Here is a 24,089-nt window from a genome sequence, read left to right as displayed (position 1 = left end):
ACGAACTAACCCTCGATGAGAAAGCCAATCGAACGAGCGGTACCGGCGATGATGCTCATTGCTGCATCGATATCATGTGCGTTGAGGTCGGGCATCTTGGTCTCGGCGATTTCGCGAACCTGGGCAGAAGTCACGGTTGCAACTTTCGTCTTGTTCGGCTCTGCGGAACCTTTTTCAACACCTGCGGCGAGACGAAGAAGAACGGCCGCCGGAGGAGTCTTGATAATGAACGTATACGAGCGATCTTCATATACGGTGATTTCGACAGGGAGAATCATGCCGGGACGATCGGCGGTTTCTGCGTTGAATGCTTGGCAGAACTGCATGATGTTAACTTGCTGCGCACCGAGTGCAGGTCCGACCGGAGGTGCGGGGTTTGCTTGCGCTCCCGGTATTTGCAGCTTGACGAAACCAATTTGTTTCTTAGCCATTACTCTATCCTTACTACCAAAGGGCCGAAAGGCCGGTTACTTTTCTATACGTACAGCGCACAAGAGAAGCTCCGCATGACACGGCTTCTGCGCCGGCGTTACCAATTTAAGAATACACAAGCTCCACGTCGTTGAACTCGAACTCAACGGGAGTTTCACGGCCGAAGAGGGTGACCGTGCAACGCAAAGTGCCCTTTTCGACGTTGACCTCTTGGATACGCGCGTTGTAGTCGGCGAACGGGCCTTGTTTGATGCGGACCATTTCGCCTGATGCAAAACTTGTGACGGCGACAGGCTCGGTCTTCTTCGAGTGACCGACCATACGATAATATTCATCGCGGGTAAGCGGAGTCGGTTTATGACGCGAGCCGACGAATCCGGTCACTCCGTCCGTGTTGCGAACGACGTACCAAGAGCTCTCATCGAAATCCATCTGCACGAGGATGTAACCGGGATAAAGATTCTTCTCGACGAGCTTTCCGTCATCTTTGTTGACGACTTGCTCGGTCGGAATCTCGACTTTAAAAATCTTATCGGACATGCTGAGACTCTCGATGCGATGCTCGAGGCCTGCCTTCACTTTCTTTTCATACCCTGAATAAGTATGTACTACGTACCACTTTTTCATTTAAATTACCCTACTATACCGCGCAGACCCAAAATGGCCTTAGAGGCCACAAAGTCCACTAGGAATGCGAATGTCGCAAAAAATATCAAGGTAACCACTACAACGATGCTCGAGTTGACGACCTCTTCACGTGAAGGCCATATAACACGCTTGAGCTCCGTGCGTACACCTTTAAGGTAAGCGACGAAACGAGCACCGATACCCGGTTGAGGATTCTTGCCTGTGTTTTTCGCATTACCTTTTTTTGCAGGTGCGGTTGCAGCCGCTGCACTTTTTGCCATGATACTTCCGATCAAATAAAAACGCTTAGTACGGGTTAACCACTTCGAAGATTATACATCGAAAGGATGGCAGGCCAGGAGGGACTCGAACCCCCAGCATCCGGTTTTGGAGACCGGCGCTCTACCAATTGGAGCTACTGGCCTGTGACTCTTTTTCGAGTTAGCGGGTCTCTTTATGTACCGTATGACCCTGACACCACTTGCAGTACTTCTTGAACTCGATGCGCTCAGGATTGTTCTGCTTATTCTTCTTAGTGGTGTAATTTCTTCGCTTGCAATCCGCGCAAGCAAGTGTCACCAAAGTTCTCATTGGTCCTCCTAAAGGACCGCGTAAAATTCACCGTGTGCTCATTTTAACGCGGAAGGCTAGATTAGCCTTAAAGTCATGCACTGTCAAACTGCTCGAGAGGGGCAAAAGAGGGGTCCGGCCAAGATCGAAGTGACCGGACCCCGATAAATCAAGTGTACTTAGGTTGCTATTTGATGATCTTCGTCACTCGACCTGAACCGACGGTACGACCGCCTTCGCGAATAGCGAACTTGAGACCTTCCTCCATGGCGATGGGGTGAATGAGCTCGCCGCGAACGAGAACGTTGTCGCCGGGCATAACCATTTCGGTTCCCTCGGGAAGGTGGGCGATACCGGTGATGTCAGTCGTACGGAAGTAGAACTGAGGACGATATCCGTCGAAGAACGGAGTGTGACGTCCGCCTTCCTCCTTCGTCAATACGTAAACCTGGCCCTCGAACACGGTGTGAGGAGTAACTGAACCCGGCTTGCAAAGAATCTGCCCGCGCTCGATGTCCTCACGCTTGGTGCCGCGGAGAAGAACACCTACGTTGTCGCCGGCCTCTGCACGATCGAGGAGCTTGCGGAACATCTCGAGACCGGTGACGATGGTCTTTTGAGTGTCCATGATTCCGACGATTTCGACTTCCTCTCCGACTTTGACGATGCCGCGCTCGACACGACCGGTTGCAACGGTACCGCGTCCGGTGATGGTGAATACGTCTTCGATAGCCATCAAGAAAGGCTTCTCGATATCGCGCTCAGGTAGCGGAATGAAGGTATCGACTGCATCGAGGAGATCGTCGATCTTCTTCTCCCACTCGGGATCGCCTTCGAGTGCCTTGAGTGCGGAACCGCGGATGATCGGAGTGTCGTCACCGGGGAACCCATTGAGGTCGAGGAGCTCGCGAACTTCCATCTCGACGAGCTCGATGAGCTCTTCGTCGTCCACCATGTCGCACTTGTTCAAGAACACGACGATGTGAGGTACGCCGACTTGACGAGCAAGTAGGATATGCTCGCGAGTCTGGGCCATAGGACCGTCTGTCGCTGCGATTACGAGAATCGCGCCGTCCATCTGAGCAGCACCGGTAATCATGTTCTTTACATAGTCGGCGTGGCCCGGGCAGTCGACGTGCGCGTAGTGACGGGTCTCGGTCTCATACTCGACGTGAGCGATTGAGATGGTGATACCGCGCTCGCGCTCTTCAGGCGCCTTATCGATTTGATCGAAGGGGGTTGCCTCTGCTAATCCCTTTTCAGCCTGACGCTTGGTAATTGCTGCGGTAAGAGTGGTCTTACCGTGGTCAACGTGACCGATTGTACCGATGTTTACGTGCGGCTTAGTACGCTCGAACTTCTTTTTTGCCATTGTGTCTCCTCCTTTAAGGGACTTAGCGACTCAAGGCCGCCTCTCATAAAAATTACTCTTCAATATCTATTCAACGCCTGTTCGACGTTAACTTCTGGTAGCGGTGGCTGGGTTCGAACCAGCGACCTCACGGGTATGAACCGTGCGCTCTAAACCAGCTGAGCTACACCGCCAAGTGCAATCGCAGATACGCGAATACAGATCAATGGAGCCCACAACCGGATTTGAACCGGTGACCTCTTCCTTACCAAGGAAGTGCTCTACCGACTGAGCTATGTGGGCACATGGTGGGGGCGGATGGATTCGAACCATCGAAGACATAGTCAACGGGTTTACAGCCCGTCCCCTTTAGCCACTCGGGCACACCCCCATGTAGAGAACCTGATATGTGCACTTGTCAAGGTACGTCGCTTGTTTCATAGGAGTAAAAAACCACGCCATATGGCACAAGCAGGAACAAAGTTTACTGCACACATGTACGCATGTCAACACTTCACACGGTGCCGAGCGTATCTATATCACGGCGTGCTCGTGATCTTTCTTCCTTTACGATTACGCCGTGAAAATAGCTGTGAAGAATGCGCGAATTCGAAAATTAAAATAGACCCGTACCTCAGCGGTTCGGGTCTATCACTTCTTAAAATGGAGCCAACGAGGGGACTCGAACCCCTAACCTACTGATTACAAGTCAGTTGCGCTACCAATTGCGCCACGTTGGCTTTTTCAAAGCGAGTTAAAAGTATAGCGGAAAAGAGCACCGCGCGACAACCCCGCGAGCGGTTTTAAGCACATTACGATAAGATGGCACGCGCCTTTTTATTCGCGCGCGTCAATGCGTTGCCCACCGCGCGCACGTCGCACCCGAGCATCTCGGCGATTTCCTTATATGAATACCCTTCGGCGCGATAAAAAAGAGCGTCGTATTCCAGTTCGCTCAATCGTTGCGCCAAGACTTCGCGGATATCTTGAGCGACCGAAGTTGAAAACAGTGCATCCTCCCCACCCGGAATCGCCATCTCATCCATGTCGAGAACGTCTTTATCTTCATAGGATCGCTCTCGGAAATATTGTTTCTGTTTTCGAAGCGCAGACTTGAGAGCATTGTCGACACAGACGGTTGCGTAAGTGTTGAACTGCGTTCCTACCGTTGACGAGAACGTGTCGATTGCGCGCATGAACCCGAGAAGCGCTTCCTGGCACATGTCCTCGCGAAGAAAATCATCGTGCACATGACGTGAAACGAGCCAAAGAACTACCTTCTTGTACCGTGCGATGAGCAACTTTCGAAAGTTCTCATTTCCGCCTTGCGAACCGATCGCAAGTTCTTCATCGGTATACTTATACTTCGCCATCGCGAATTTTTCTCAATAGCTCGACGGCATCGGCACTGATCCTTTGGCCAAGCGTCACCTTAGAATACGGTGAGCTCTCCTTGTTCTCGGCAAACTCGGAATAACCCACCCCGAGCTCCTCGATGAATTCGCGTGAAGATCGTCTCACAATCCTCTCACCCATGACCGCTCGCTGGGTCTGCTCGTCGCTTGTGACGACTTCGACATCGTCGCCCCTGTCGCGATACTCGTGAGCAAGTCTCTCGATGACGGTATCGGCCGTTTGTCCGTAAGGTGAATAGATGACGGTTACCCCCCCGATTTTTTGAGGCTCACCGGTAGAGAACTTGTTATTCGTACCGTCATAAACGACCGTAACCCTGTACTGCGGACCGACGAATGAGGTCGCATCGGAAATCAGCGCCTCACATGCGAGTTCGAAATCGCCACGTTCGGCGAGTTTAGAATAAGGCGTGGCCTGCAAAATGACATTATATCCATCGATGATGAGTTGTCTCACGAAGCCACCTCTTTTCAAAAAATAAAAATCTGCCTGTTACCTACTCGCCGACATTTTGCCCGGCCTTCAGTTGAATACGCCTCAGCCACTCATAAGAAATCGCCGTCGTGGCCTGCGCGACATTGAGCGATCCGACATTTCCGACCTGCGGCAATTTCACGAGAAAATCGCACGTTTGCTGTGTGAGCCGAGCGAGGCCTTCACCTTCGGAGCCCATGACGAGAGCGATTTTGCCATTCAACGGAGCCCGCCATACATCCTGCGTTGCGTGCTCTGATGCGCCGGCCACCCAGAATCCTCCGTCTTTGAGTTTGATCAATGCCCGTGCGACATTCGTCTCTTGGGCGACGGCTACGTGGGCGAATGCCCCGGCGGAGGCTTTCCACGCAACCGGAGAAATCGCAGCCATGCGACGTTTCGGAATGACAACTCCCGCAGCACCGATCACTTCGGCCGATCGCACAATCGCTCCGAGATTTCCAGGGTCGGTGATGTGGTCGAGAACTATCACAAGTGAATCGGGGGCATCTTTCGTCCTCTTTATTATTTCTTCGATTGCGGTGAATCTGAACGGCGCGGCAAGCGCGATGACGCCTTGGTGCGCCCCGTGGTCACTCATTGCATCCAGTTCTTGCTTCCGAACTTCTTTCATTGAGATCTGAAGTTTGTTCGCACGCTTTTTGATGTCATCGAGCGTTTTGTCCGGCTTCGTCCCTTGCGCAATCAATATTTTTTCCATCGTCATATGCGCGCGAAGAGCCTCGTAGACGGCGTTACGTCCTTCAATGTTCACAAGTAGAATCCTTAATCTTGTACCTTACGGAAAGGGATGGGCTTGTTCGTCGAGACGAAACTTCTGCTCCGACGTCAGCCGTTGTATATGACGCGAGCGCCGGCCGCCGTATCTTCTATGGTGAACCCCAAAGCGCTCAACCCGTCTCGGACTCCATCGGCCACCGCCCAGTCTTTCTCACTTCGTGCCGTTGCGCGCGTAGCGAGCAAACTCTCGATTGCCTCTTCCGCATCGTCTCCGACATACCCACCGCTGTCTCGCGCAAGCGAGACGACCTCGAGGGGATACTCACTTTCGTTTGGGTGCGGAACTTCGATCTCGACACCGAGGACATCGAGCAAATCGACCGCCCGCGCTGCAGCATTTTCAATGAGCGACCGATCGCGGTTATCCATCCGCTGCTCATAATCGGCAATGTAGGTATTGCCCGCTTTCATAAGTTCGAAAATCGCACCGAGTGCACCCGCCGTGTTGAAATCATCATCCATTTCTGTTTCGAACTTAGCAACCGCATTCGCAATCTCTTTTTCAAATGTGGTCTTCTCATCTTGCGGAGCGCCACTTTCGACGGGCTCCTTTGCGGCCAGCCACTGCGCGTTGCGCACGAAAGTCTCAAGTCGCTCAAGTGCCGTTTTCGCCTCCTCGAGACGAGCATCGGAGAAATCGAGGGGACTTCTGTAGTGCGTCTGCAGCATGAAAAGACGAATAACCGGTGTGGGATAATCTTTCAGTACATCTTTGAGAAGAAAAAAGTTGTTGAGTGATTTGCTCATTTTTTCCGAATTGACTTGAAGCATGCCCCCGTGCATCCAGTAGGTGGAAAACCGTTTACCGGTGGCCGCTTCGGACTGCGCGATTTCATTTTCATGATGGGGAAAAACCAAATCGACACCGCCGCCGTGAATGTCGAGGGGCAAACCGAGTTCCGCCTCGCTCATTGTCGAACACTCGATATGCCAACCGGGACGGCCTTTTCCCCAGGGGCTTTCCCAACTCGGCTCCCCCGGCTTCGCGCTCTTCCACAACGCGAAATCCAGCGAATCCGCTTTACGTTCATCCACTTCTATGCGTGTACCGGTGCGCATGTCATTAACATCGCGTCCGCTGAGCTTGCCATACGCCGGAAAACTTCTGACTGAAAAGTAGACGTCGCCGTCGATTGTATAAGCGTGATCGGACTCGATGAGACGCTCGATCAAACCGATCATGGACGGAATCGTCTCGGTTGCTTTCGGACGACGCGTAGGAGGCAATACGTTGATCTCGTCCATAATGTCTACGAATGCTTGCGCATATTCGGAGGCGACCTCATCGAAAGAACGATGTTCTTCTTGCGACCGTTTGATTATTTTGTCATCGACATCGGTGATATTTTGGATGAATGTCACATCGTACCCCTTCCACAAAAGATACCGACGGATGGTATCAAACGAAAGGAAAGTACGCGCGTTGCCCAAATGTATGTGGTTATAGACCGTCGGACCGCATACATACATCGCGACCTTGCCGGTTTCACGCGGAATGAACTCTTCCTTTTTGCGGCTCAGCGTGTTGTAAAGTCTCATGGGTTTACGGCTGCTCCTCTTCATCGAAGGCATCTTTGCACGGCTCAATCGGTACAAACGGTTCCGGATCGAGCGCATCGACCTCAAGGCTGCGCATATGTGCGATATATTTTTCAAGATGTTCGATACGCTGACTCATGCAGCGCATCATCTCGACAACCGGGTCGGGCAGGGACTCATGACGTTTCGCCGCACCCTCGGCGACACGTTGCCCGTCGGAGACGATAATTCTTCCCGGTACACCGACGACGGTGCAATTCGGCGGCACATCATCGATGACGACCGCCCCACCGCCGACCTTGCTACTTTCCCCGATGGTTATCGCTCCGAGAACGGCCGCTCCGACTCCGACGATGACGTTGTCGCCGAGCGTGGGATGACGCTTCCCCGTTTCTTTTCCCGTTCCGCCCAGGGTCACCCCTTGGTAGAGAGTGACATCGTCCCCGATGATTGTGGTTTCTCCGATGACGACGCCCATACCGTGATCGATGAACAATCTCTTTCCGATGGTTGCACCCGGGTGGATTTCTATCCCGGTGAAAAACCGGACGCACTGCGAGCCGAAACGAGCAAGAGTATGCAAGCCGGCGGTGTGTATTGCATGATTGATGCGATGGGCCCATAAAGCATGGAGCCCCGGATAATTGAGAATAATTGAAAATGTGCTCGCATGCGCCGGGTCGCGTCGTTTTACCGCATCTATATCTTCGCGCAATGTCTTCAACATCATCCGAATAGCCGCTCTCTAGTCATTCTTATTCAACAAGACGACCGCTTGCGCAGCCATTCCTTCTTGCCGACCTTCAAAACCGAGTTTTTCAGTCGTTGTCGCCTTGACCCCCACCCTATCGACGCTTACACCTAAGGCGCAACTCAGCTTATCTCTCATCGCCTCTCGATAAGGTGCCAGTTTCGGCTCCTCCGCGACGACGACGCAATCGGCATCGACAAGCTCGAACCCCAGCTCGCGCATGAGGCCCCCGACACGGGCAAGTAACACCAAAGAATCCGCGTTTTCATACCGCGGGTCGGTATCGGGAAAAAGTTTACCGATGTCCCCTTGGCGCAGACCGCCGAGAATCGCATCAGCGAGCGCGTGGGCGAGCACATCCGCATCGGAGTGCCCGAGCAGACCACGTGTGTGCTCGATTTCCACGCCCCCGAGAATAAGCTTTCTCCCCTTTGCAAAGGCATGAACGTCATACCCAAGTCCAATGCGCAACATAAACTCCGCTTCCTATTCTCGTACGCGTAAAGCCAGTATACCTTGCGCGAAAGCTATGTCTTCTTCAAGCGTGATTTTGATATTATCACGCGGACCTTTGATCATGACCACTTTTTTACCGAATTGCTCCATGAGGCTTGCGTCGTCAGTTCCCTTTACACCGTGCGTTCGGGCATACTCATATGCGTCATAAAGTTCATCCGTCCAAAACACTTGGGGCGTTTGGGCATTCCATAATGTCGCCCTGTCCGGAGTGCTTGTTATGATGAGACTCTCGTCGACTGCTTTTATCGTATCAATCGTCGGGTACCCGACGACCACGCCCGATAGGGCGTCTGCTTTTCCCTCGCGCAAAGTTTCAATGGCTTCTTCAACGACTTCAGGTTCGATGAGCGGACGCGCACCATCGTGAATTATGACGATACTATGCGACTTAACCTCAAGCAGCGCGCTGTAAACCGACATCTGCCTTGTCAGCCCACCCGGTACGAAGCTTATTCTCTTTCGGGTCGATACCGACCGAGAAACAGCCGAGGCGTACTCGGCAACGCGCTTCGGATCGCATGCGATGATAACCTCATCGACTGACTCCGCCGCTGCAATCGCATCGACGGTCCATGAAAGCACGGGCTTACCGGCAACTTCGAGGAGTTGCTTGCCTCCGGACGCGTCCAGTCGGGTGCCATTGCCTCCGGCCGCTATAATCGCGACGGTATCACGTTTGTTATGTCGATTGTCTCCGCCCATGGTGCTCGATTCTACTTGAATAGCTTTGCGCAGTCTGAGACAGAATCAATTCGTTTGCTGGAATAGATTGTCGAAAATCCGATGCTCTGTGCTTCTTTTTCGCGCGAAGCGGCCAACGGGGCACGACGAATTTTACCTGTCAAAGATATTTCGCCGAAAGCGACGGCGTCTATCTCGAGCGCACTGTCTTTTTGCGCCGAAATAAGCGCCAGTGCCAAAGCGAGATCGACGGCGGGCTCAGAAATTCTCACTCCGCCGGCAATCGATACGATCACGTCCCTATTGGCAAAAGATACGCCCGATCGACGTTCGAGCACGGCTATCACCTGCAAAAGCCGACTGGTATCGATACCGTTTGCCAGCCTGCGCGGAACGGGAAGATAACTTTTCGTGACGAGCGCTTGCACCTCGACGATCAACGGTCGCGTTCCTTCGCAACTCGCAAAATACACCGAACCCGATATGGGCTCATCATGCCGTTCGATAAACGCTTGAGAGGGCGACTGCACGGGAAGAAGGCCTTCCCCCGTCATCTCGAAAATGCCGATTTCGCTGGTCGAGGCGAAACGATTCTTTCCGGCGCGGACTATACGATAGAGATTGTCTTTATCTCCCTCGAAGTTCAAAACGGTATCGACCATATGTTCGAGCACGCGCGGGCCGGCAATCGACCCGTCCTTCGTGACATGCCCGACGAGAATCGTCGTAATAGCATGTTCCTTGGCAAGACGCATCAACGCGGACGCGCAGGCCCGGACTTGTCCGACACTGCCGGGGGCTCCCGATAGCTCGGCGGTAAACGCCGTTTGAATCGAATCGACAATCAAGATATCGGGACGTTGTGAAAGCGCAGTTGCAATGATTGTGTCCACATCGACTTCGGCGAGAAGCCCTATGGGCTCATCTTTGAGGCCGAGCCTGTGCGCCCGCAACCCCACTTGCTCGACGGATTCTTCGCCGCACGCATATAAGACATTCTTTCCGGCTTGAGCGATTTTACCGGCCATCTGCAAAAGAAGAGTCGATTTCCCGACACCGGGATACCCGCTCAACAACGTCAGAGAACCTTTTACAAGTCCGCCGCCCAACACACGGTCGAACTCATTGATGCCGGTCTGCATACGCTGAGAATTCTTGCTCGTTGCATCCGTAAGCGCAACAACCCGTCCGCCTTTATGGGCGGACTTTTTCTGCTCACCGGAAACTTCTTCGGCTTCTTCGACTATGGTGCCGAACTCGCCGCACTCAGAGCACCGACCGACCCAACGCGGAGACATGGCACCGCAGTTCTGGCAACGCCATATGCTCCGCGTCTTATGCGCCATCTATGCTCCGGCTTCACTCGGTGACGGACCCACGTTGGATGCGGCGAGAACCGGTGCCAAAGATACGGGAGCATCGTGATCGTCATTGAGCTGAGGCTCGATTCCCTGAGCGCCCTTCACTTTATTGAACTTGAGCTTTTCGCCTTTGACACTCGCGCGAATCACATCGCCGGTCACCCATTTGCCTTCGAGTATCTCTTCCGACAGTGTATCTTCGACCTGCCGTTGTATGGCGCGCCGAAGCGGACGTGCACCGGAAGCAGGATTGTAGCCATCTTTTGCCAAAAACTCCCGTGCGCTCTTGCTCATTTCGAGTAAGAGCCCGTGCGTGGCGAGTTGTTTGCGAGTCGCCGCCAGCATGATATCAACGATTTCGACGATTTCTTTTTGTGAAAGAGAATCGAACACCACGATTTCATCGAGACGATTGAGGAACTCCGGCCTGAACAGTTCCTTGAGTTCACCGGAAATTTTTCCTTTGAGCGCATTGTTATCGAACTCGTTCTTGTTCATCGAGAAACCGAGCGAAGTACCTTTCGTGATGCTGCGAGCTCCGATATTACTCGTCATGATGATAATGGTGTTCTTGAAATCGACTTTACGTCCTTGAGAGTCGGTCAGGCGACCTTCTTCGAATATCTGCAAGAGAATGTTGAACACATCGGGATGCGCTTTCTCGATTTCATCGAGCAAAATAACGCTGTAGGGACGACGCCGAACACGTTCGGTCAACTGTCCGCCCTCTTCGAAACCGATATACCCGGGAGGAGCACCGACCATGCGAGATACGGTGTGCTTTTCCATGTACTCGCTCATATCAAGCGATATCAGTGCATCTTCGGAACCGAAAACCACCTCGGCGACCGCTTTTGCCAATTCTGTTTTGCCGACGCCCGAGGGTCCGAGGAACAAAAACGAACCGGAAGGACGGCGCGGATCTTTCAGGCCGGCACGAGCACGCCGTATGGCGCGTGAAACCTTCTTAACCGCATCATCTTGCCCGACGACACGCTTATGTATCTCAGACTCCATATTGAGCAGACGCGTGATCTCCTCTTCGGAGAGTTCCGTCACCGGAATACCCGTCCACACGCTCAACACCTGCGCGATTTCTTTGGGTGTGATGGTCGCTGGGTTGGCCGCTTCCGACTTTTTCCAATTCTCGAAAAGCATGCGACGATTCATGCTGACTTTACGCTCTTCATCACGGATCTTTGCTGCCCGCTCATACTTTTGGCCGTTGATGGCTTCTTCCTTTTTGCCCTGAAGCTCTTTTATTTTTTCATCCAGTTCACGAATGTCGTCGGGCATCGTCGAATGCTCGATACGCATTTTCGCTCCTGCTTCATCGATTAAATCAATCGCCTTATCGGGCATGTAGCGATCTTGAATGTAGCGATCGGCGAGCTGAATTGCAGATTTCAATGCTTCGTCGGAATAGCGAACCATATGAAAAGCTTCATACCGCGGTCGAAGTCCTTTCAATATTTCAAACGATTCGGCCGTGGACGGCTCAAGCACTTGAATCGGCTGGAATCTGCGCTCGAGTGCCGCGTCTTTTTCAAAATATTTTCTGTACTCGTCAAGCGTCGTTGCACCGATGGTCTGAAGATCCCCGCGCGTCAAAGCAGGCTTGAGGATATTCGCTCCGTCGATTGAGCCTTCAGCCGAACCCGCACCGACCAGGGTATGGATTTCATCGATGAAGATGATGACATCTCCGCGCGCTTTGATCTCTTCGATGACGTGGCGCATCCGCTCTTCGAATTCACCGCGATATTTCGATCCGGCGACCATACCGGTCAAATCGAGCGTATAGAGCTGTTTACCCTGCAGTGTTTCCGGAACCAAATCAGCCGCGATAAGCTGAGCGATGCCCTCGACTATCGCCGTTTTGCCGACACCGGGATCCCCGATGAGTATAGGGTTGTTCTTAGTTCGACGCGATAAAATTTGAACGACGCGATCGATTTCTCGAACACGGCCGATGACGGGGTCGAGCTCACCGTCGACCGCCTGACGCGTGAGATTCTGACCGTACTCGTCGAGCATACTCATGCGTCTCGCACCGTTGCTCGCGCGATTGCGAAAACCTCCGCCGGGGCGTGTCATCGACGTGATCTCCACGACGTTTTCCCGCAAAGCTATCAGATCGACTCCGAAATCCTGCAAAACGTGTGCCGCCACACCCTCACCTTCGCGTAAGAGCGCCAGCAAAATATGCTCGGGACCGATGTAGGAGTGCCCGAACTGAAGCGCCTCCTCGAAAGAAAGTTCGAGAACCTCTTTCGCCCGTGGCGTGAAGGGAATTTCATCGGTCGGCAAATCCGACTCGGTCGGAACGAGATCGTAAATGGCATCCCGCACGTCATTTGCGGAAACATTGGCGTCGGAGAGCAATTCGACCACAATGCCGTCGCTGTCGTTGAGCAATCCGAGCAAGAGATGCTCTGTGCCGACATAGTATTGCTTGAGATTCTGTGCGGCGTCCTTCGACTGAACGATTGCTCTCCGCGCCTCTTTTGTAAACCTTTCGAACATGGGCTCACCTACTTTTATTCAGAGCGTATCCCCGCGCCCGCCGAAAGCTTGCGACAAGGTACGCCGACGTTAAAACGATTGGTAGAAATAAGTATACCCTTACCGGAGGACACTTGAAGTCCGCCCATGGTAAGGTCACACATCGTGAAATGCCACCGTATGGATAAAGCGTTATGCTTCCGGTCGCATGTGAGGAAAGAGTAAAACATCGCGAATGGAGGGAGAGTCCGTCAACAACATGACGAGGCGGTCGATACCGATGCCCATTCCTCCGGCGGGAGGCATGCCGTACTCTTGCGCGCGCAGATAATCTTCATCCACCCACATGGCCTCTTCATCGCCGGCATCTTTGGCGGCGGCTTGGGCTTCGAAACGCTCGCGCTGATCGATGGGATCGTTGAGCTCGGAGAATGCGTTGGCGAATTCACGACCGGTTATAAAGAGTTCGAATCGATCGACCACATCGGGATCCGCGTCGTTGCGACGGGAAAGCGGAGACACTTCGGCGGGATACTCGTAGACGAACGTCGGTTCGATAATCGTCGCCTCGACGAGCTTTTCGAAAAGTTCGAGAAGAAGCTTGCCGGCTCCGTATGAGTCCTCGAAGAAGACATCGAACTTCTCGCAGAGCGCCACCAACTCCTCGCGAGGCGTATGCACATCGATGGCGTGACCGACCTTTTCACTCACCAAATCGGCCAGCTTCGCGCGACGCCAAGGCCCGCTGAGTGACACGTGCATTCCTTGGTACTCGACTTCGGTGATCCCGAGTACCGTTTGCGCCGCATGAACGATGAGAGACTCGACGAGCTCCATCATGGATTCCATATTGCCGAACGCCTGGTATGCCTCGATCATGGTGAATTCCGGATTGTGGCGTACAGACATTCCTTCATTTCTAAATGATCGGTTGATTTCGTAAACCTTCTCGAAACCGCCGACGAGAAGGCGCTTGAGATAGAGCTCAGGTGCGATACGCAAATACAAGGGCATATTGAGCGCATTGTGATGGGTTACGAAAGGACGGGCGGTCGCTCCGCCGGGAATCGGCTGCAGCATAGGTGTCTCGACCTCGAGATAGCCTCTCGCATTCATGAATTCTCTGATTGCCGAAATGATTCTGAAGCGCGTGACGAAAGTGGTGTGGACTTCGGGATTTGCGATCAAATCGATATAGCGTTGACGATAGCGGGTTTCCCTATCGGTAAGACCGTGGAATTTCTCGGGGAGCGGTCGCAAGGACTTCGACAGCAAAACGATTTCCGTCGGCTGAATCGAAAGCTCACCGCGGCGGCTGCGAACGACGTTGCCGCGCGCAAAAATCCAATCACCGAGATCGAGATTCTTGGCCTCTTCGTATTCTTCATCACCGAGAATGTTCTTCCGAACGAACAGTTGCAAATCACCTTGCGCGTCACGGATGACATAGAAGCCCATTTTACCTTGGTTCCTTTTTGCCACAAGACGTCCCGCGACGGTGACGATATCGGGAGTTTCGACATCGTTTTCCAAATCGACGTATTTCTCATTGAGATCGCCAGAGCGCGAATCGGGGATGTATCCGCTCGCATAAGGTTGGATTCCTGCTTCTCGCAACTCTCCGACTTTATTCTTACGAACCGTCATAGGGTCCTCGCAATCGGGTGCCTGTCGCGAATCAACTCTATCTTCTGGCATTATGTGTCACTACCTCTTGATTGCTTTAATGGATACTACCTTATAGCTCTTATGGCCCGCAGGGGTGTCGACCTCCGCGATTTCGTCCTTTTTCAAGCCGATGAGTGCCGAGCCTATGGGAGATTCGTTGCTGATTTCCATATCCGCCGGATTGCACTCGGCGGTTCCGACTATTTTGACGGTGATGGTGGCTTTACCGTCCACATCTTCGATAACCGCTTCGGTGCCCACAGACACGCGTGTGATACGCTTCGGCACTTCGACGATCGAAGCGTTTTCAAGAATCTGGGTAATCTCTTGTATGCGACCTTCGCTCATCCCCTGGGCTTTTTTCGCCTCGTCATATTCTGAATTTTCGGAAAGATCCCCGAAACTTTTGGCCTCTTTGATGCGCTCGATTACTTCACCGCGCACGACATTCACAAGATTCGAAAGCTCATCTTCGAGCTTTTTCTTTCCTTCAGCAGTAAGTATGAAATCTTGAGTCATATTCTTTTACACCCCTATACGCAAAGCTTGATGCGCCGCATCGGCAAAGTTCCTCATTGTGCAACTGTGCGGGCCGCCCTGTATGGACAGCCCGCTTTTCATTCATAAAGTTCCACTCATTATAGCAACTCATCAATAAAAGTGCCGAATAGTTTATAAAATCACTTGACCTCGTGCGAAATCATGCATAATGCCGTTTCCACGCGAAAATCAGCTACTTGGCTTCCTTGGAAGAATCCGAAGTATCGGCTTCCTTCGCCGCGGCGGGCGTATCTTCGACCTCAGCGGTTTCTTCGGTCTTCATTTCATCGTTAAAAGAATCCATTCCCTTACGAGCCTCTTTCACAGTTTTTCCAAACATCTTACCGAGCTTAGGAAGCTGTTTCGGCCCGAAGAGAACCAGGACGACCACTAGAATGATAATAAGTTCAGGTGCGCCTATTCCACCAGTAAATGGCATATGAATACCTCCATCAAAACGAAACGAATACTTGCACAACTTTGTACGACTACGAAGAATACCTTAAAAACCGTCCGAACACCACCCGACGAGTCGGTTTTCCCTCTTAAGCGGTAATTCAAAACCTACATCTCGGCGAACTCGAGCGCCGTCGAACAAATGCAAGTGCGCTCGACGGGAATCTCGGGAATCATCGCATCAAGCAAGTTCTTGAGTTTATCGAGGTTATCCGCGAATACACGAGCGACATCGGAGTTGACCACTGCGTCGGCGCTGTCGACACCCGCGTCGTAGTCGGTTATCAACGCAATGTTGACATAACAAATCTCAAGCTCTCGGGCAAGATAACCCTCGGGATACTGAGTCATGTTGATCACTTCCCACCCCTGATTTGCAAACCATTTCGACTCGGCGCGTGTCGAAAAACGCGGACCGTTGACGACGACGACCGTTCCGGTTTCATGCACGGGAATGTCGAGCTTTTTACAATTGTCGATTGCGATTCGCCTGAGTTCGGGGCAGTACGGATCAGCCGAGGACACATGCGTCACCCGTTGAGACTCATAAAACGTATCTGCGCGGCAACACGTGCGATCGACGAATTGGTCGACGATGACAAAATCGCCCGGCTTGACATGGGCCTGCAGCGAACCGCTGGCACTCGGTCCGAGAACGCGTTTCGCCCCCATGAGATGCATGGCATACATATTCGCTCTGTAGTTGATCAAGTGCGGAGGAATGCCGTGCTCCTTGTTGTGGCGAGGGATGAACCCGACTTTTTTCCCACCGATTTCACCGACCATGACCGTCGAAGAAGGGGCGCCATAGGGGGTATGGACTTTATACTCTTGTGCAGAATCCAACAAATCGTAAAAACCACTGCCGCCGAAAACTCCGATATCAATCTGCGGTACATCGTTGAACATGAGATTCCTTTCAACCTGCGTGTCGACGCAACATATCTTTTACGTCCCATTATAGTACACGTCTTTATACACGTCTTTATAAATTGAGGCATGCCTACACCGACGAATAACCGATCATTCTATGAATTTCGGTTTGCAGTTGCCATGTTCCGAATAAAATCGCGACACCGAGAATCAACGCGATGGCGCACGGCAGAAGGGCCGTGCGCACGTTTGAAACCGTGCGATAATACGGGGGCAATGTCGCAACGACCGCCAGCGCCGTCAACGTAAAGAGCGAGAGTACGCTCAGTGCCACCAGGAAATACAAAACAAAGACCGAAATATCCCCGACGACATGTACACCCATGACCGTCAAGGGAACGGCACACAAATAAAGTACTCTGCCCGAAACATCCCCGAGTACCTCGGTCTCCTCGCCTCTCGCCATGAGCGCATCCGCGATGAGGGCATAGATGATCGGAGCCAGTGCCGCTCCGAACGCGGCGCCCGTGACGAGTCGAAGTCCGTTGGTCGTCGAACGAAAGCCCAGGTAAGAAGAAAACCCGTCATAAATCATGGGAAGAATCAACACCACGCCGACCGGATAATAGAACCAGGATAAGCCTCCGCGCCGATTCGCGGAACGGTACGCAAATGCCAAAATGAGGAATGCTACGATGAAGCCGACATAGATCCCTGTGCAACGTGCGCAAAGCGGCAGCTGCACGCCATTGAAAAATAACGAGCGCGCAGGTATTTGGTGGCATAATCCCGAACCGACCAAAAAGATATAATTGAGAAATGCATGCATGAAATTTCCGATTCCTCCTGTTTTTATCTCTTTAAGACTACAGTGAATCTTACCACCGCACTCAATAACAAGGAGCGATTATGGATAATCGAAAAACCGCACTCATCACCGGCGCAAGCGGAGGATTCGGCCATGAATTCGCACGCCTTTTTGCGGCGGACGGATACGACCTCGTACTCGTTGCACAGAACAGAGAGAAGCTCGAATCTGTGGCTGCCGAGTTCGCCGACGTGAAAACCACGGTGATTGTCAAAGACCTCTCAAGACCGGACGCAGCAGAAGAGATTTATAACGAGCTGGCCGCTACGCACACCACCGTTGATTTTCTCGTCAACAACGCCGGATACGGACTCGAGGGAGAATTTCTCGAACTCCGTCTCGAAGATCAGCTCAACATGATTTCACTCAATATCACAACACTCACCTCATTGACATACTTATTCGCCCGAGATATGGCAGTCCGCAGGTACGGACGCATAGCCAACGTCAGCTCGATTGCCGGATTTCTCCCCACACCCTACCTCGGTGTTTATTCGGCAACGAAAGCATTCGTACTCTCTTTCACCGAAACGCTCAACATCGAGATTGCACATAAGGGGGATCTCAGCGCGACGGCCATCTGCCCGGGACCGGCGAAAACCGGATTTGCCAAGCGAGCGCATACCGTGCGCACCACCGATGCATTTGAAAAATACGGATACAACCCCGGACAAGTCGCGCGCGAAGGATACCAGGCACTGATGAACAAGAAACCCGTCATCATCCCCGGCACACAGTTCGCCTTGCTCGTCGGCATAGCGACACGTATACCGGGAAGTTGGAGGCGCGCGATCTTATCCGCGTTTGCAAAATGATTTCGATATAAAAAGAGAGCCCGGCCACAGCCGGACTCCGAATATAACGTTCCCTGCAAAAAAGATGGTCGGGATGACGGGATTTGAACCCACGACCTCTCGGTCCCGAACCGAGCGCTCTACCAAGCTGAGCCACATCCCGACGCTATTTTTCTCGCTTTTCTAGAATAACACTCAAATCTCGAATCCAACAAAAAAAGAGTCCCGAAAAATCGGGGCTCTTTCATCAAGACCGTTCTTTCTCGCTATCAATCCTTGCGGTGGCAAGAATCGCAACTCTTCCGAGTGAAGAATCTACTTGCCGTGACACTTGTCGCAGAACGTCGCCTTATCGTGACAGCTATAACAGCGATCAATCGTCCCGACGGGAGCAAGCGTCGCGTCATCCTTGGAAGACTTATCATTCTTTTGAGCAGCCAGTTTTTCGACTGAAGCAAATTTTTCATCCGCGGTCGGCGAGGGGACTCCCGTTTCCTTGGTCGCTTCGGCGACCTTCTCGACTTCAGCCTTGGCGAGTTTACCGTGGTTTTTCATGAAGTCTGCGGTCGCGTGATCACTCGGCTTGAAATTGAAAGTCTTTGGATGGCATGTCAAACATGTTCCGGGCGCAGGCGAACCTTTTTCGAGACCGTGGCAACGATAGCACGCCGTCATCGTCAAGAAGTCGGCATGCTTTGCGCTCGGCTCTTTAGTTTTCGGGTTGACGCCGGTCGGAGACCAATCGCCGGATTCGTTGTGCGCTACGCGGTTGTGGCACATCGTACAACGAACGCCTTCATCGGCATGCGCCGTGTGATCGATGATGATTCCGCTACTTGGCGTGACTTCACGAGTGCTCAAATCATGGCACTGGGTACACTGCGTGTCGGGGAACAGCTTTTTGCTCATCGAGACTTCACTCTCGGCGTTGAGCGGAAGAGTGTAGTTGCCGAATATGGCCATCGGCAATTCGGGGAGAGCCTCCACCTTGTGGATTGCGTAAACGAGCGGATTCGCATTAGCGGGAAGGTGACATGCGATACAAGACACATTGCTGTGCGCGGACCGCTGGTAGGAACCGATAGTGTCATCTTGTACGCTGTGACAAATGCCGGCGCAGAACCAATACGATGTGGTCGCTGCAAACATGACGAACACGAGCATGCACAACGATGCAAGAATCGTTCCCGTCCAAATGATTGCGCGCGGCCGAGTCACTGGGTTTTTAAACGCAGCTATTGGGTGACAAGCCATACGTATCTTCTCCTTCTCAAACCACAAATGAAGAGTATTCGAAAACGCATCTCCTCATAAATTCCATATAGTATAAACTTTATATGAAGTCACAGCTAAACACAATAATACGGAGCTGTTTTTTCGAACTGAAAAATGAGGAATATCCCTATTTTCCCAAAGCCCTTTCATTTCGTTCGTAAATGTTTTATATTGAAAAATCTAAATACTTTTAATGAGAAAGTTGAGCCCATGTCGATTCCCAATGTAAAAACCATCCATATCAGAGTGTACGACCGTCCCGAAGAAGCGAACTGCTTTTCAGGCGGTTGAGGCCCTTCATGGTCTCAGTCTGAGATCACCGCAATGGTCGGCGATGAAGTCGAACGCCGATACCCCGATGTCGACGTCGAGTATGTCGATGTCAATGAAAACCCGTCTCTTCTCAGTGAAAAACTCATCCATGAAATACAGGAGCGCAGTTTGTTTTGGCCGATTTCCACGGTCAACGAAACAATTTTTTACGATGGTTTGATTACTCTGCCGAAAGTCATAAGTGCAATCGAGGAGGAGCAAAGCCGCCTCGCCCGCCTCGCCGATGCGCCCGAAAGTAACTGGTCTTAAGCTCCGCACGTCTTTCAGGGCTCAGCCACCACATCGACCCCTTGCCCGCCTGTCACCGTTTGCTGGTGCGCAGACATAAGGCAACCTTGAAGGGGACGGATTTCGATGGCGCTTTGCATGTATCGGGCCCACATCTGCGCAGGGAAACTTCCACCCGTGACCGCTTTTCCCCTGACATGAGTCATTTCCACTTGGGCTTCGGGATGCCCCATCCACACGGCGGTCGAAACACCGTGCGCCCAACCGACGAACCATGCATCGCGATACGATTGCGTCGTACCGGTTTTACCGGCGGAACTTTCAGAAATACGTGAGGCCTGCCCCGTACCGTCTGCCACCACCTCGTGCAGAACGGATGCGACTTGCACTCCCGTCTTTTCAGAATATATGCGCGTCTTTTTCAAGGATGGCTTATAGAGCGTTTTTCCGTCACGGTCGACGACGGAAACGATTCCCGTCGTCGGTGTCCGTTGCCCATTATCGGCGATTGTCGCATATGCCGATGCCATCTCAAGAGGAGATACCCCGTATTTCAAGCCACCGAGCGCAATTGCCGGGTCGGGATTGATCTCGCTTGAAAACCCCATCTTTTTCGCCGTAGCGGCGACCTTTTTCGCCCCCACCTGCATTATCAATCGCGCATATACGGTGTTGACCGACCACACGGTTGCCTGACGAAGTGTCATCGAACTCGAAGTCATGCTCTCTGAGAAGTTCGAAACCTTCCACACCCCATCTTTGACAGGAGTCGAATAGGACGCCGTGGAATACGTTTTGCTGAGTGACACTCCGTTTTCGAGTGCCGTGATAAGCGTAAACGGCTTGAATGCAGATCCCGGCTGCCTTCTGCCCTGTGTGGCCAAGTTATATTGGTTCTGTCCCCAATCGCGTCCCCCGACCATCGCCAATACCGCTCCGTCGGATTGTCGGACGGTGACGATGGAAACTTCAGGGTCGGTATTTTTGTTGAATTTCTTCGCTGTCGCTTCCGCCGCATTTTGAAGAGCGGGATCGAACGTCGTACGCACCGCGAGTCCACCGTGATTGACAGCCTCCTCACCGAGCTTACTTATGAGGTCGCGCCGAACGTAATCAACGAAGAAAGGATATTTCACTTGTTGCGAGACTGAGTTGGGAGGCACAAGACCGAGCGGAGAATTTTTCGCAAGCTCATACTGTGCCGCCGTGATCATCCCCTGCTCGTTCATCGCCCTGAGCACTAAATCTCGTCGTTTCTTGACGGGCCCCGGATTTTTGAAAGCATTATAGGCACTCGGCGACCGCACGAGGCCGGCGAGCATGGCGGCTTCTTGAATATTGAGTCTCTGCACATCCTTGCTGAAATATTTGGTTGCCGCACTTTGGATTCCGTACGCACCTTGCCCGTAATAAGCCATGTTGAGATAGCCCTCCAAAACACGATCTTTGTCATAGACCATCTCGACACGCGTCGCCATGATGGCTTCTCGGAGTTTGCGTGAAAGCGTACGTTTATCTCCGGTATAGAGCATCTTAATCAGCTGCTGGGTGATGGTACTTCCCCCTTGTTTGATGACCCCGGCTTCGGTGTTTCTCTTCAACGCCCTGGCGATTGAGATTACGTCGACCCCTCCATGCTCGTAAAATCGTTTGTCTTCAATGGCGACCGTCGAATTTTTCACGCATTGGGGTATCGCTGCATACGCAACGATAGCCCGATCTTCATCGCCCTTCCACGTAGCGAGCACGCTACCGTCGGCGCCGTAGACGATGGAATCTTGAGAAGACCGCTCCGAAATGTTGTGCGAAGAAATGTCGGGGGCGGGTTGATTGAGCAGCCACACAACACCGGATATCACAATGACTTGAATGAGTATGAGGACGGCGATGACACTTAAAACTGCAATGAAGATTTTTTTGCCACGCCTTTCCCCCTTCGACAAAGGCGGTTTTTCAGGCTGTTGATTTTGTTGGATTTCATCGGTCGTCAACGGAACGGTCGGTGGCGGTTCAGCCGTTTTACCGACTATGGAGCTTGCGGCGATACCTCCGACGATCAGCAGCACACCTAAAAGCTGAACGGACCCGAGCACTTGTCCGAGTGCAAGCCATGCGAACAGTACGGTGAACAAAGGCTCGAGCGTCGATACGATAGCCGCCTCGGAAGCACCGAGTTGTCTGACGCCGCGCAAGTACAGCAAAATCGCTACCACCGTGGGGAAAATGATGATGAGTATCATGAGTACCCACGCCCGAGTCGACCAACCGATGGCACTGAAGAGCAGTGCCGGCCCACCGCTGATCAATGACAGTATCACGAAAAGTACGGCGGAAAATCCGAACGTGAACGACATCATCGTCATCGACGACCGTCCGGGAAGCCACCTTTGCGACATGAGATTGAACGCGGCATAGCAAAATGCCGCCATGAGAGCAAGAATGATGCCGAGCGGCTCGGCGGATGCTTTCCCTCCGAAAAGACCGACGACAAGTGAGCATCCCACGGCGACCGCGATAATGGCGATTATTTTGTTGCGATTCAACTTCTCTTTGAAGAAAACCACAGCGGCAAGCGCCACGATAGCGGGATAAGCATACAGAAGAGCCGATACCACCGCGGAACCGGCGTGCTTAAGCGCAATGAAAAAAGCGAGCGAGGAAGCTCCGTACCCAAATAGCGAAAGAGCGAAATAGCGTGCCAAATCGCGCTTGGGCACTTTGAACGCATGCTTATTGCGCCGGTAGGCCAAAAATCCGATGACAAGCGCGGCGATGAAAAAACGCCACGCGAGTAGAGGCAAAGGCTCCACATGCGCGGCGTACGCCATCGGCGTCAACACGGCCAGAGTTCCGAAACATAGCGCGCTCAACGCAACAGAAACCAACGCTTTCGTGCGCTTCACGTTCTCCCTTTCCGCGGCTTAACCCCTACAGCTAGTTCAACAATTATGGACGACAGGCTCCGACGTAACCACGACCGCTTATCGATGCGATTCTCACACGGGCACCGTGATGCGGTGCTTCAATCATGCGTCCCCCACCGATGTAAATTCCCACATGGCTGATCGGGCTGTGGAAGAACACGAGGTCACCCGGTGCAAGATCGGCACGGCTCACTCGCTGAGTGCCACGTGCGTTGATTTGCGCACGTGAGCTATGCGGCAACGACACTCCCACTTGACGATACACGAAACTCGTCAATCCTGAGCAATCGAATGAATTCGAACCGTCCTCCCCCCATTTATAAGGAGCTCCCAGGTAGCGTTTTGCGATGGCGACGACTTGGCTTCTCGGTGCTCTCGTGGGAGACGGGAACGTTCTGCCCCCACCCGAAGAACCGCCGCCGGAACTTTCTGAGGCCGCAGCAGCGCTTAGCGCCGCCGCCGCTTCAGCTTGATCCAGCGCGTCGACCTCGGCTTGGACACCTTTGAGCATCGACGTACGCTCAGCGAGTTGTGCCTCGATGCTGTCTTTATTATTTTTCATGGTCGCCTGAGCGGCCGCAGCAGTTTTTTCCTCCGCCTTGAGCTGATCGGTCAAAGAGACCATTTCCGCTTTGAGTTGCTTGAGCTCCTGTGCCGACTTGGCGTCATCCTCGTTCATGTTGTTCAAGATACCCCAAACGGAAGCGAAATCATCGAAACTCTCGGCACCGAACAGCACCTCGACAAATCCCGCCGATCCTTGGCGGTACATGGATTTTGCCCGGTCGTCGAGATGGACTTGGACGACATCGAGACGTTTTTTGGTTTTGGTGAGCTTGGCCTGGGCCGTTACACGCTTCGCGACGGCTTTATTGTAATTAACCGATGCTGCGTTATAATTTTCGGAAGCAATTTCAACCCTCGTATCAAGCGCATCCACTTGTGCCTTGATGACTTTGACCTCTTGGAGTTTGGTGGCCGGAATCGCCCCGGAAAGACTCGTTCCCATGGCACCGAACGCCAGGACACCGATGGCACACGCTCCGATAAATGATATGACCTTTTTCATATTCAGAATAAGCTCCTGACATAGGTTAATTTCC

At 52.6% G+C, this 24,089-nt stretch carries 24 protein-coding genes and 6 tRNA genes; 2 read left to right on the top strand and 28 right to left on the bottom strand.

The window, feature by feature from the left end; all coding sequences use genetic code 11:
• Positions 1-5: 5 nt before the first annotated feature.
• The 24 genes from rplK to JJE36_01690 form a co-directional block, all read right to left on the bottom strand.
• A complete protein-coding gene (gene rplK, locus JJE36_01805) occupies positions 6-431 on the bottom strand; it encodes a 50S ribosomal protein L11 (GenBank protein MBK5211046.1) in 426 nt (141 codons plus the stop codon).
• Positions 432-537: 106 nt separating this feature from the next.
• The gene (gene nusG / locus JJE36_01800; protein ID MBK5211045.1) at positions 538-1,059 is read right to left on the bottom strand and encodes a transcription termination/antitermination factor NusG; all 522 of its coding nucleotides are present in this window, start codon (positions 1,057-1,059) and stop codon (positions 538-540) included.
• A gap of 5 nt (positions 1,060-1,064) precedes the next feature.
• On the bottom strand, positions 1,065-1,340 hold the full coding sequence (secE, locus tag JJE36_01795) for a preprotein translocase subunit SecE (protein ID MBK5211044.1): 276 nt from the start codon (positions 1,338-1,340) through the stop codon (positions 1,065-1,067).
• 67 nt (positions 1,341-1,407) lie between these two features.
• A tRNA-Trp gene (locus tag JJE36_01790) sits at positions 1,408-1,484 on the bottom strand.
• A gap of 16 nt (positions 1,485-1,500) precedes the next feature.
• Complete coding sequence (gene rpmG / locus JJE36_01785; protein ID MBK5211043.1) at positions 1,501-1,650, bottom strand: 50S ribosomal protein L33; 150 nt, start codon at positions 1,648-1,650, stop codon at positions 1,501-1,503.
• Positions 1,651-1,816: 166 nt separating this feature from the next.
• A complete protein-coding gene (tuf, locus tag JJE36_01780) occupies positions 1,817-3,001 on the bottom strand; it encodes an elongation factor Tu (protein ID MBK5211042.1) in 1,185 nt (394 codons plus the stop codon).
• A gap of 95 nt (positions 3,002-3,096) precedes the next feature.
• Positions 3,097-3,174: transfer RNA gene (locus JJE36_01775), tRNA-Met, on the bottom strand.
• Between the two features lie 33 nt (positions 3,175-3,207).
• Positions 3,208-3,283: transfer RNA gene (locus JJE36_01770), tRNA-Thr, on the bottom strand.
• A gap of 3 nt (positions 3,284-3,286) precedes the next feature.
• A tRNA-Tyr gene (locus JJE36_01765) sits at positions 3,287-3,371 on the bottom strand.
• A gap of 273 nt (positions 3,372-3,644) precedes the next feature.
• Positions 3,645-3,720: transfer RNA gene (locus JJE36_01760), tRNA-Thr, on the bottom strand.
• Positions 3,721-3,792: 72 nt separating this feature from the next.
• Positions 3,793-4,353: a sigma-70 family RNA polymerase sigma factor gene (locus JJE36_01755; GenBank protein ID MBK5211041.1), complete on the bottom strand. Its 561-nt coding sequence runs from the start codon at positions 4,351-4,353 to the stop codon at positions 3,793-3,795.
• Positions 4,340-4,852, bottom strand: coding sequence for an NYN domain-containing protein (locus JJE36_01750; protein MBK5211040.1), 513 nt, complete (start codon positions 4,850-4,852; stop codon positions 4,340-4,342). Before JJE36_01750 ends, JJE36_01755 begins: the two co-directional genes overlap by 14 nt.
• 40 nt (positions 4,853-4,892) lie before the next feature.
• Entirely contained in the window at positions 4,893-5,597 is a 705-nt protein-coding gene (gene rlmB, locus JJE36_01745) for a 23S rRNA (guanosine(2251)-2'-O)-methyltransferase RlmB (protein MBK5211039.1), read from the bottom strand.
• A 122-nt stretch (positions 5,598-5,719) separates the two neighbouring features.
• Complete coding sequence (locus JJE36_01740; GenBank protein MBK5211038.1) at positions 5,720-7,210, bottom strand: cysteine--tRNA ligase; 1,491 nt, start codon at positions 7,208-7,210, stop codon at positions 5,720-5,722.
• 4 nt (positions 7,211-7,214) lie between these two features.
• Entirely contained in the window at positions 7,215-7,937 is a 723-nt protein-coding gene (cysE, locus tag JJE36_01735) for a serine O-acetyltransferase (protein MBK5211037.1), read from the bottom strand.
• A gap of 18 nt (positions 7,938-7,955) precedes the next feature.
• On the bottom strand, positions 7,956-8,435 hold the full coding sequence (locus JJE36_01730) for a 2-C-methyl-D-erythritol 2,4-cyclodiphosphate synthase (GenBank protein ID MBK5211036.1): 480 nt from the start codon (positions 8,433-8,435) through the stop codon (positions 7,956-7,958).
• Positions 8,436-8,447: 12 nt separating this feature from the next.
• A complete protein-coding gene (gene ispD / locus JJE36_01725) occupies positions 8,448-9,182 on the bottom strand; it encodes a 2-C-methyl-D-erythritol 4-phosphate cytidylyltransferase (GenBank protein MBK5211035.1) in 735 nt (244 codons plus the stop codon).
• Positions 9,183-9,193: 11 nt separating this feature from the next.
• On the bottom strand, positions 9,194-10,507 hold the full coding sequence (radA, locus tag JJE36_01720; GenBank protein MBK5211034.1) for a DNA repair protein RadA: 1,314 nt from the start codon (positions 10,505-10,507) through the stop codon (positions 9,194-9,196).
• Positions 10,508-13,048, bottom strand: coding sequence for an ATP-dependent Clp protease ATP-binding subunit (locus JJE36_01715; protein ID MBK5211033.1), 2,541 nt, complete (start codon positions 13,046-13,048; stop codon positions 10,508-10,510). It abuts the gene before it with no gap.
• Positions 13,049-13,219: 171 nt separating this feature from the next.
• Entirely contained in the window at positions 13,220-14,725 is a 1,506-nt protein-coding gene (gene lysS / locus JJE36_01710; protein ID MBK5211032.1) for a lysine--tRNA ligase, read from the bottom strand.
• A 9-nt stretch (positions 14,726-14,734) separates the two neighbouring features.
• Positions 14,735-15,214, bottom strand: coding sequence for a transcription elongation factor GreA (greA, locus tag JJE36_01705; protein ID MBK5211031.1), 480 nt, complete (start codon positions 15,212-15,214; stop codon positions 14,735-14,737).
• A gap of 214 nt (positions 15,215-15,428) precedes the next feature.
• A complete protein-coding gene (gene tatA, locus JJE36_01700) occupies positions 15,429-15,674 on the bottom strand; it encodes a twin-arginine translocase TatA/TatE family subunit (GenBank protein MBK5211030.1) in 246 nt (81 codons plus the stop codon).
• A 125-nt stretch (positions 15,675-15,799) separates the two neighbouring features.
• Positions 15,800-16,600 carry an S-methyl-5'-thioadenosine phosphorylase gene (locus JJE36_01695; GenBank protein ID MBK5211029.1) on the bottom strand — a complete coding sequence of 267 codons (801 nt, stop codon included), beginning with the start codon at positions 16,598-16,600 and terminating at the stop codon, positions 15,800-15,802.
• A gap of 94 nt (positions 16,601-16,694) precedes the next feature.
• A complete protein-coding gene (locus JJE36_01690) occupies positions 16,695-17,393 on the bottom strand; it encodes a DUF2085 domain-containing protein (GenBank protein ID MBK5211028.1) in 699 nt (232 codons plus the stop codon).
• An 80-nt stretch (positions 17,394-17,473) separates the two neighbouring features.
• Between JJE36_01690 and JJE36_01685 the strand changes: the two genes are divergently transcribed.
• On the top strand, positions 17,474-18,247 hold the full coding sequence (locus JJE36_01685) for an SDR family oxidoreductase (GenBank protein ID MBK5211027.1): 774 nt from the start codon (positions 17,474-17,476) through the stop codon (positions 18,245-18,247).
• A 65-nt stretch (positions 18,248-18,312) separates the two neighbouring features.
• Here the strand turns inward: JJE36_01685 and JJE36_01680 are convergent.
• Positions 18,313-18,389 (bottom strand) — tRNA-Pro (locus tag JJE36_01680).
• Positions 18,390-18,541: 152 nt separating this feature from the next.
• Positions 18,542-19,480 carry a NapC/NirT family cytochrome c gene (locus tag JJE36_01675; GenBank protein ID MBK5211026.1) on the bottom strand — a complete coding sequence of 313 codons (939 nt, stop codon included), beginning with the start codon at positions 19,478-19,480 and terminating at the stop codon, positions 18,542-18,544.
• 345 nt (positions 19,481-19,825) lie between these two features.
• Here JJE36_01675 and JJE36_01670 point away from each other — a divergent pair, with 345 nt between their 5' ends.
• Positions 19,826-20,083: a DUF1462 family protein gene (locus JJE36_01670; protein MBK5211025.1), complete on the top strand. Its 258-nt coding sequence runs from the start codon at positions 19,826-19,828 to the stop codon at positions 20,081-20,083.
• Positions 20,084-20,097: 14 nt separating this feature from the next.
• Here JJE36_01670 and JJE36_01665 read toward each other — a convergent pair whose 3' ends face one another.
• Entirely contained in the window at positions 20,098-22,965 is a 2,868-nt protein-coding gene (locus tag JJE36_01665) for a PBP1A family penicillin-binding protein (protein MBK5211024.1), read from the bottom strand.
• Between the two features lie 43 nt (positions 22,966-23,008).
• A complete protein-coding gene (locus JJE36_01660; GenBank protein ID MBK5211023.1) occupies positions 23,009-24,055 on the bottom strand; it encodes a C40 family peptidase in 1,047 nt (348 codons plus the stop codon).
• Positions 24,056-24,089: the final 34 nt, after the last annotated feature.

It is taken from the genome of Coriobacteriia bacterium (assembly GCA_016649875.1).
GTDB lineage: Bacteria > Actinomycetota > Coriobacteriia > WRKU01 > JAENWW01 > JAENWW01.
This window is presented reverse-complemented; position numbering and strand designations above follow the sequence as displayed.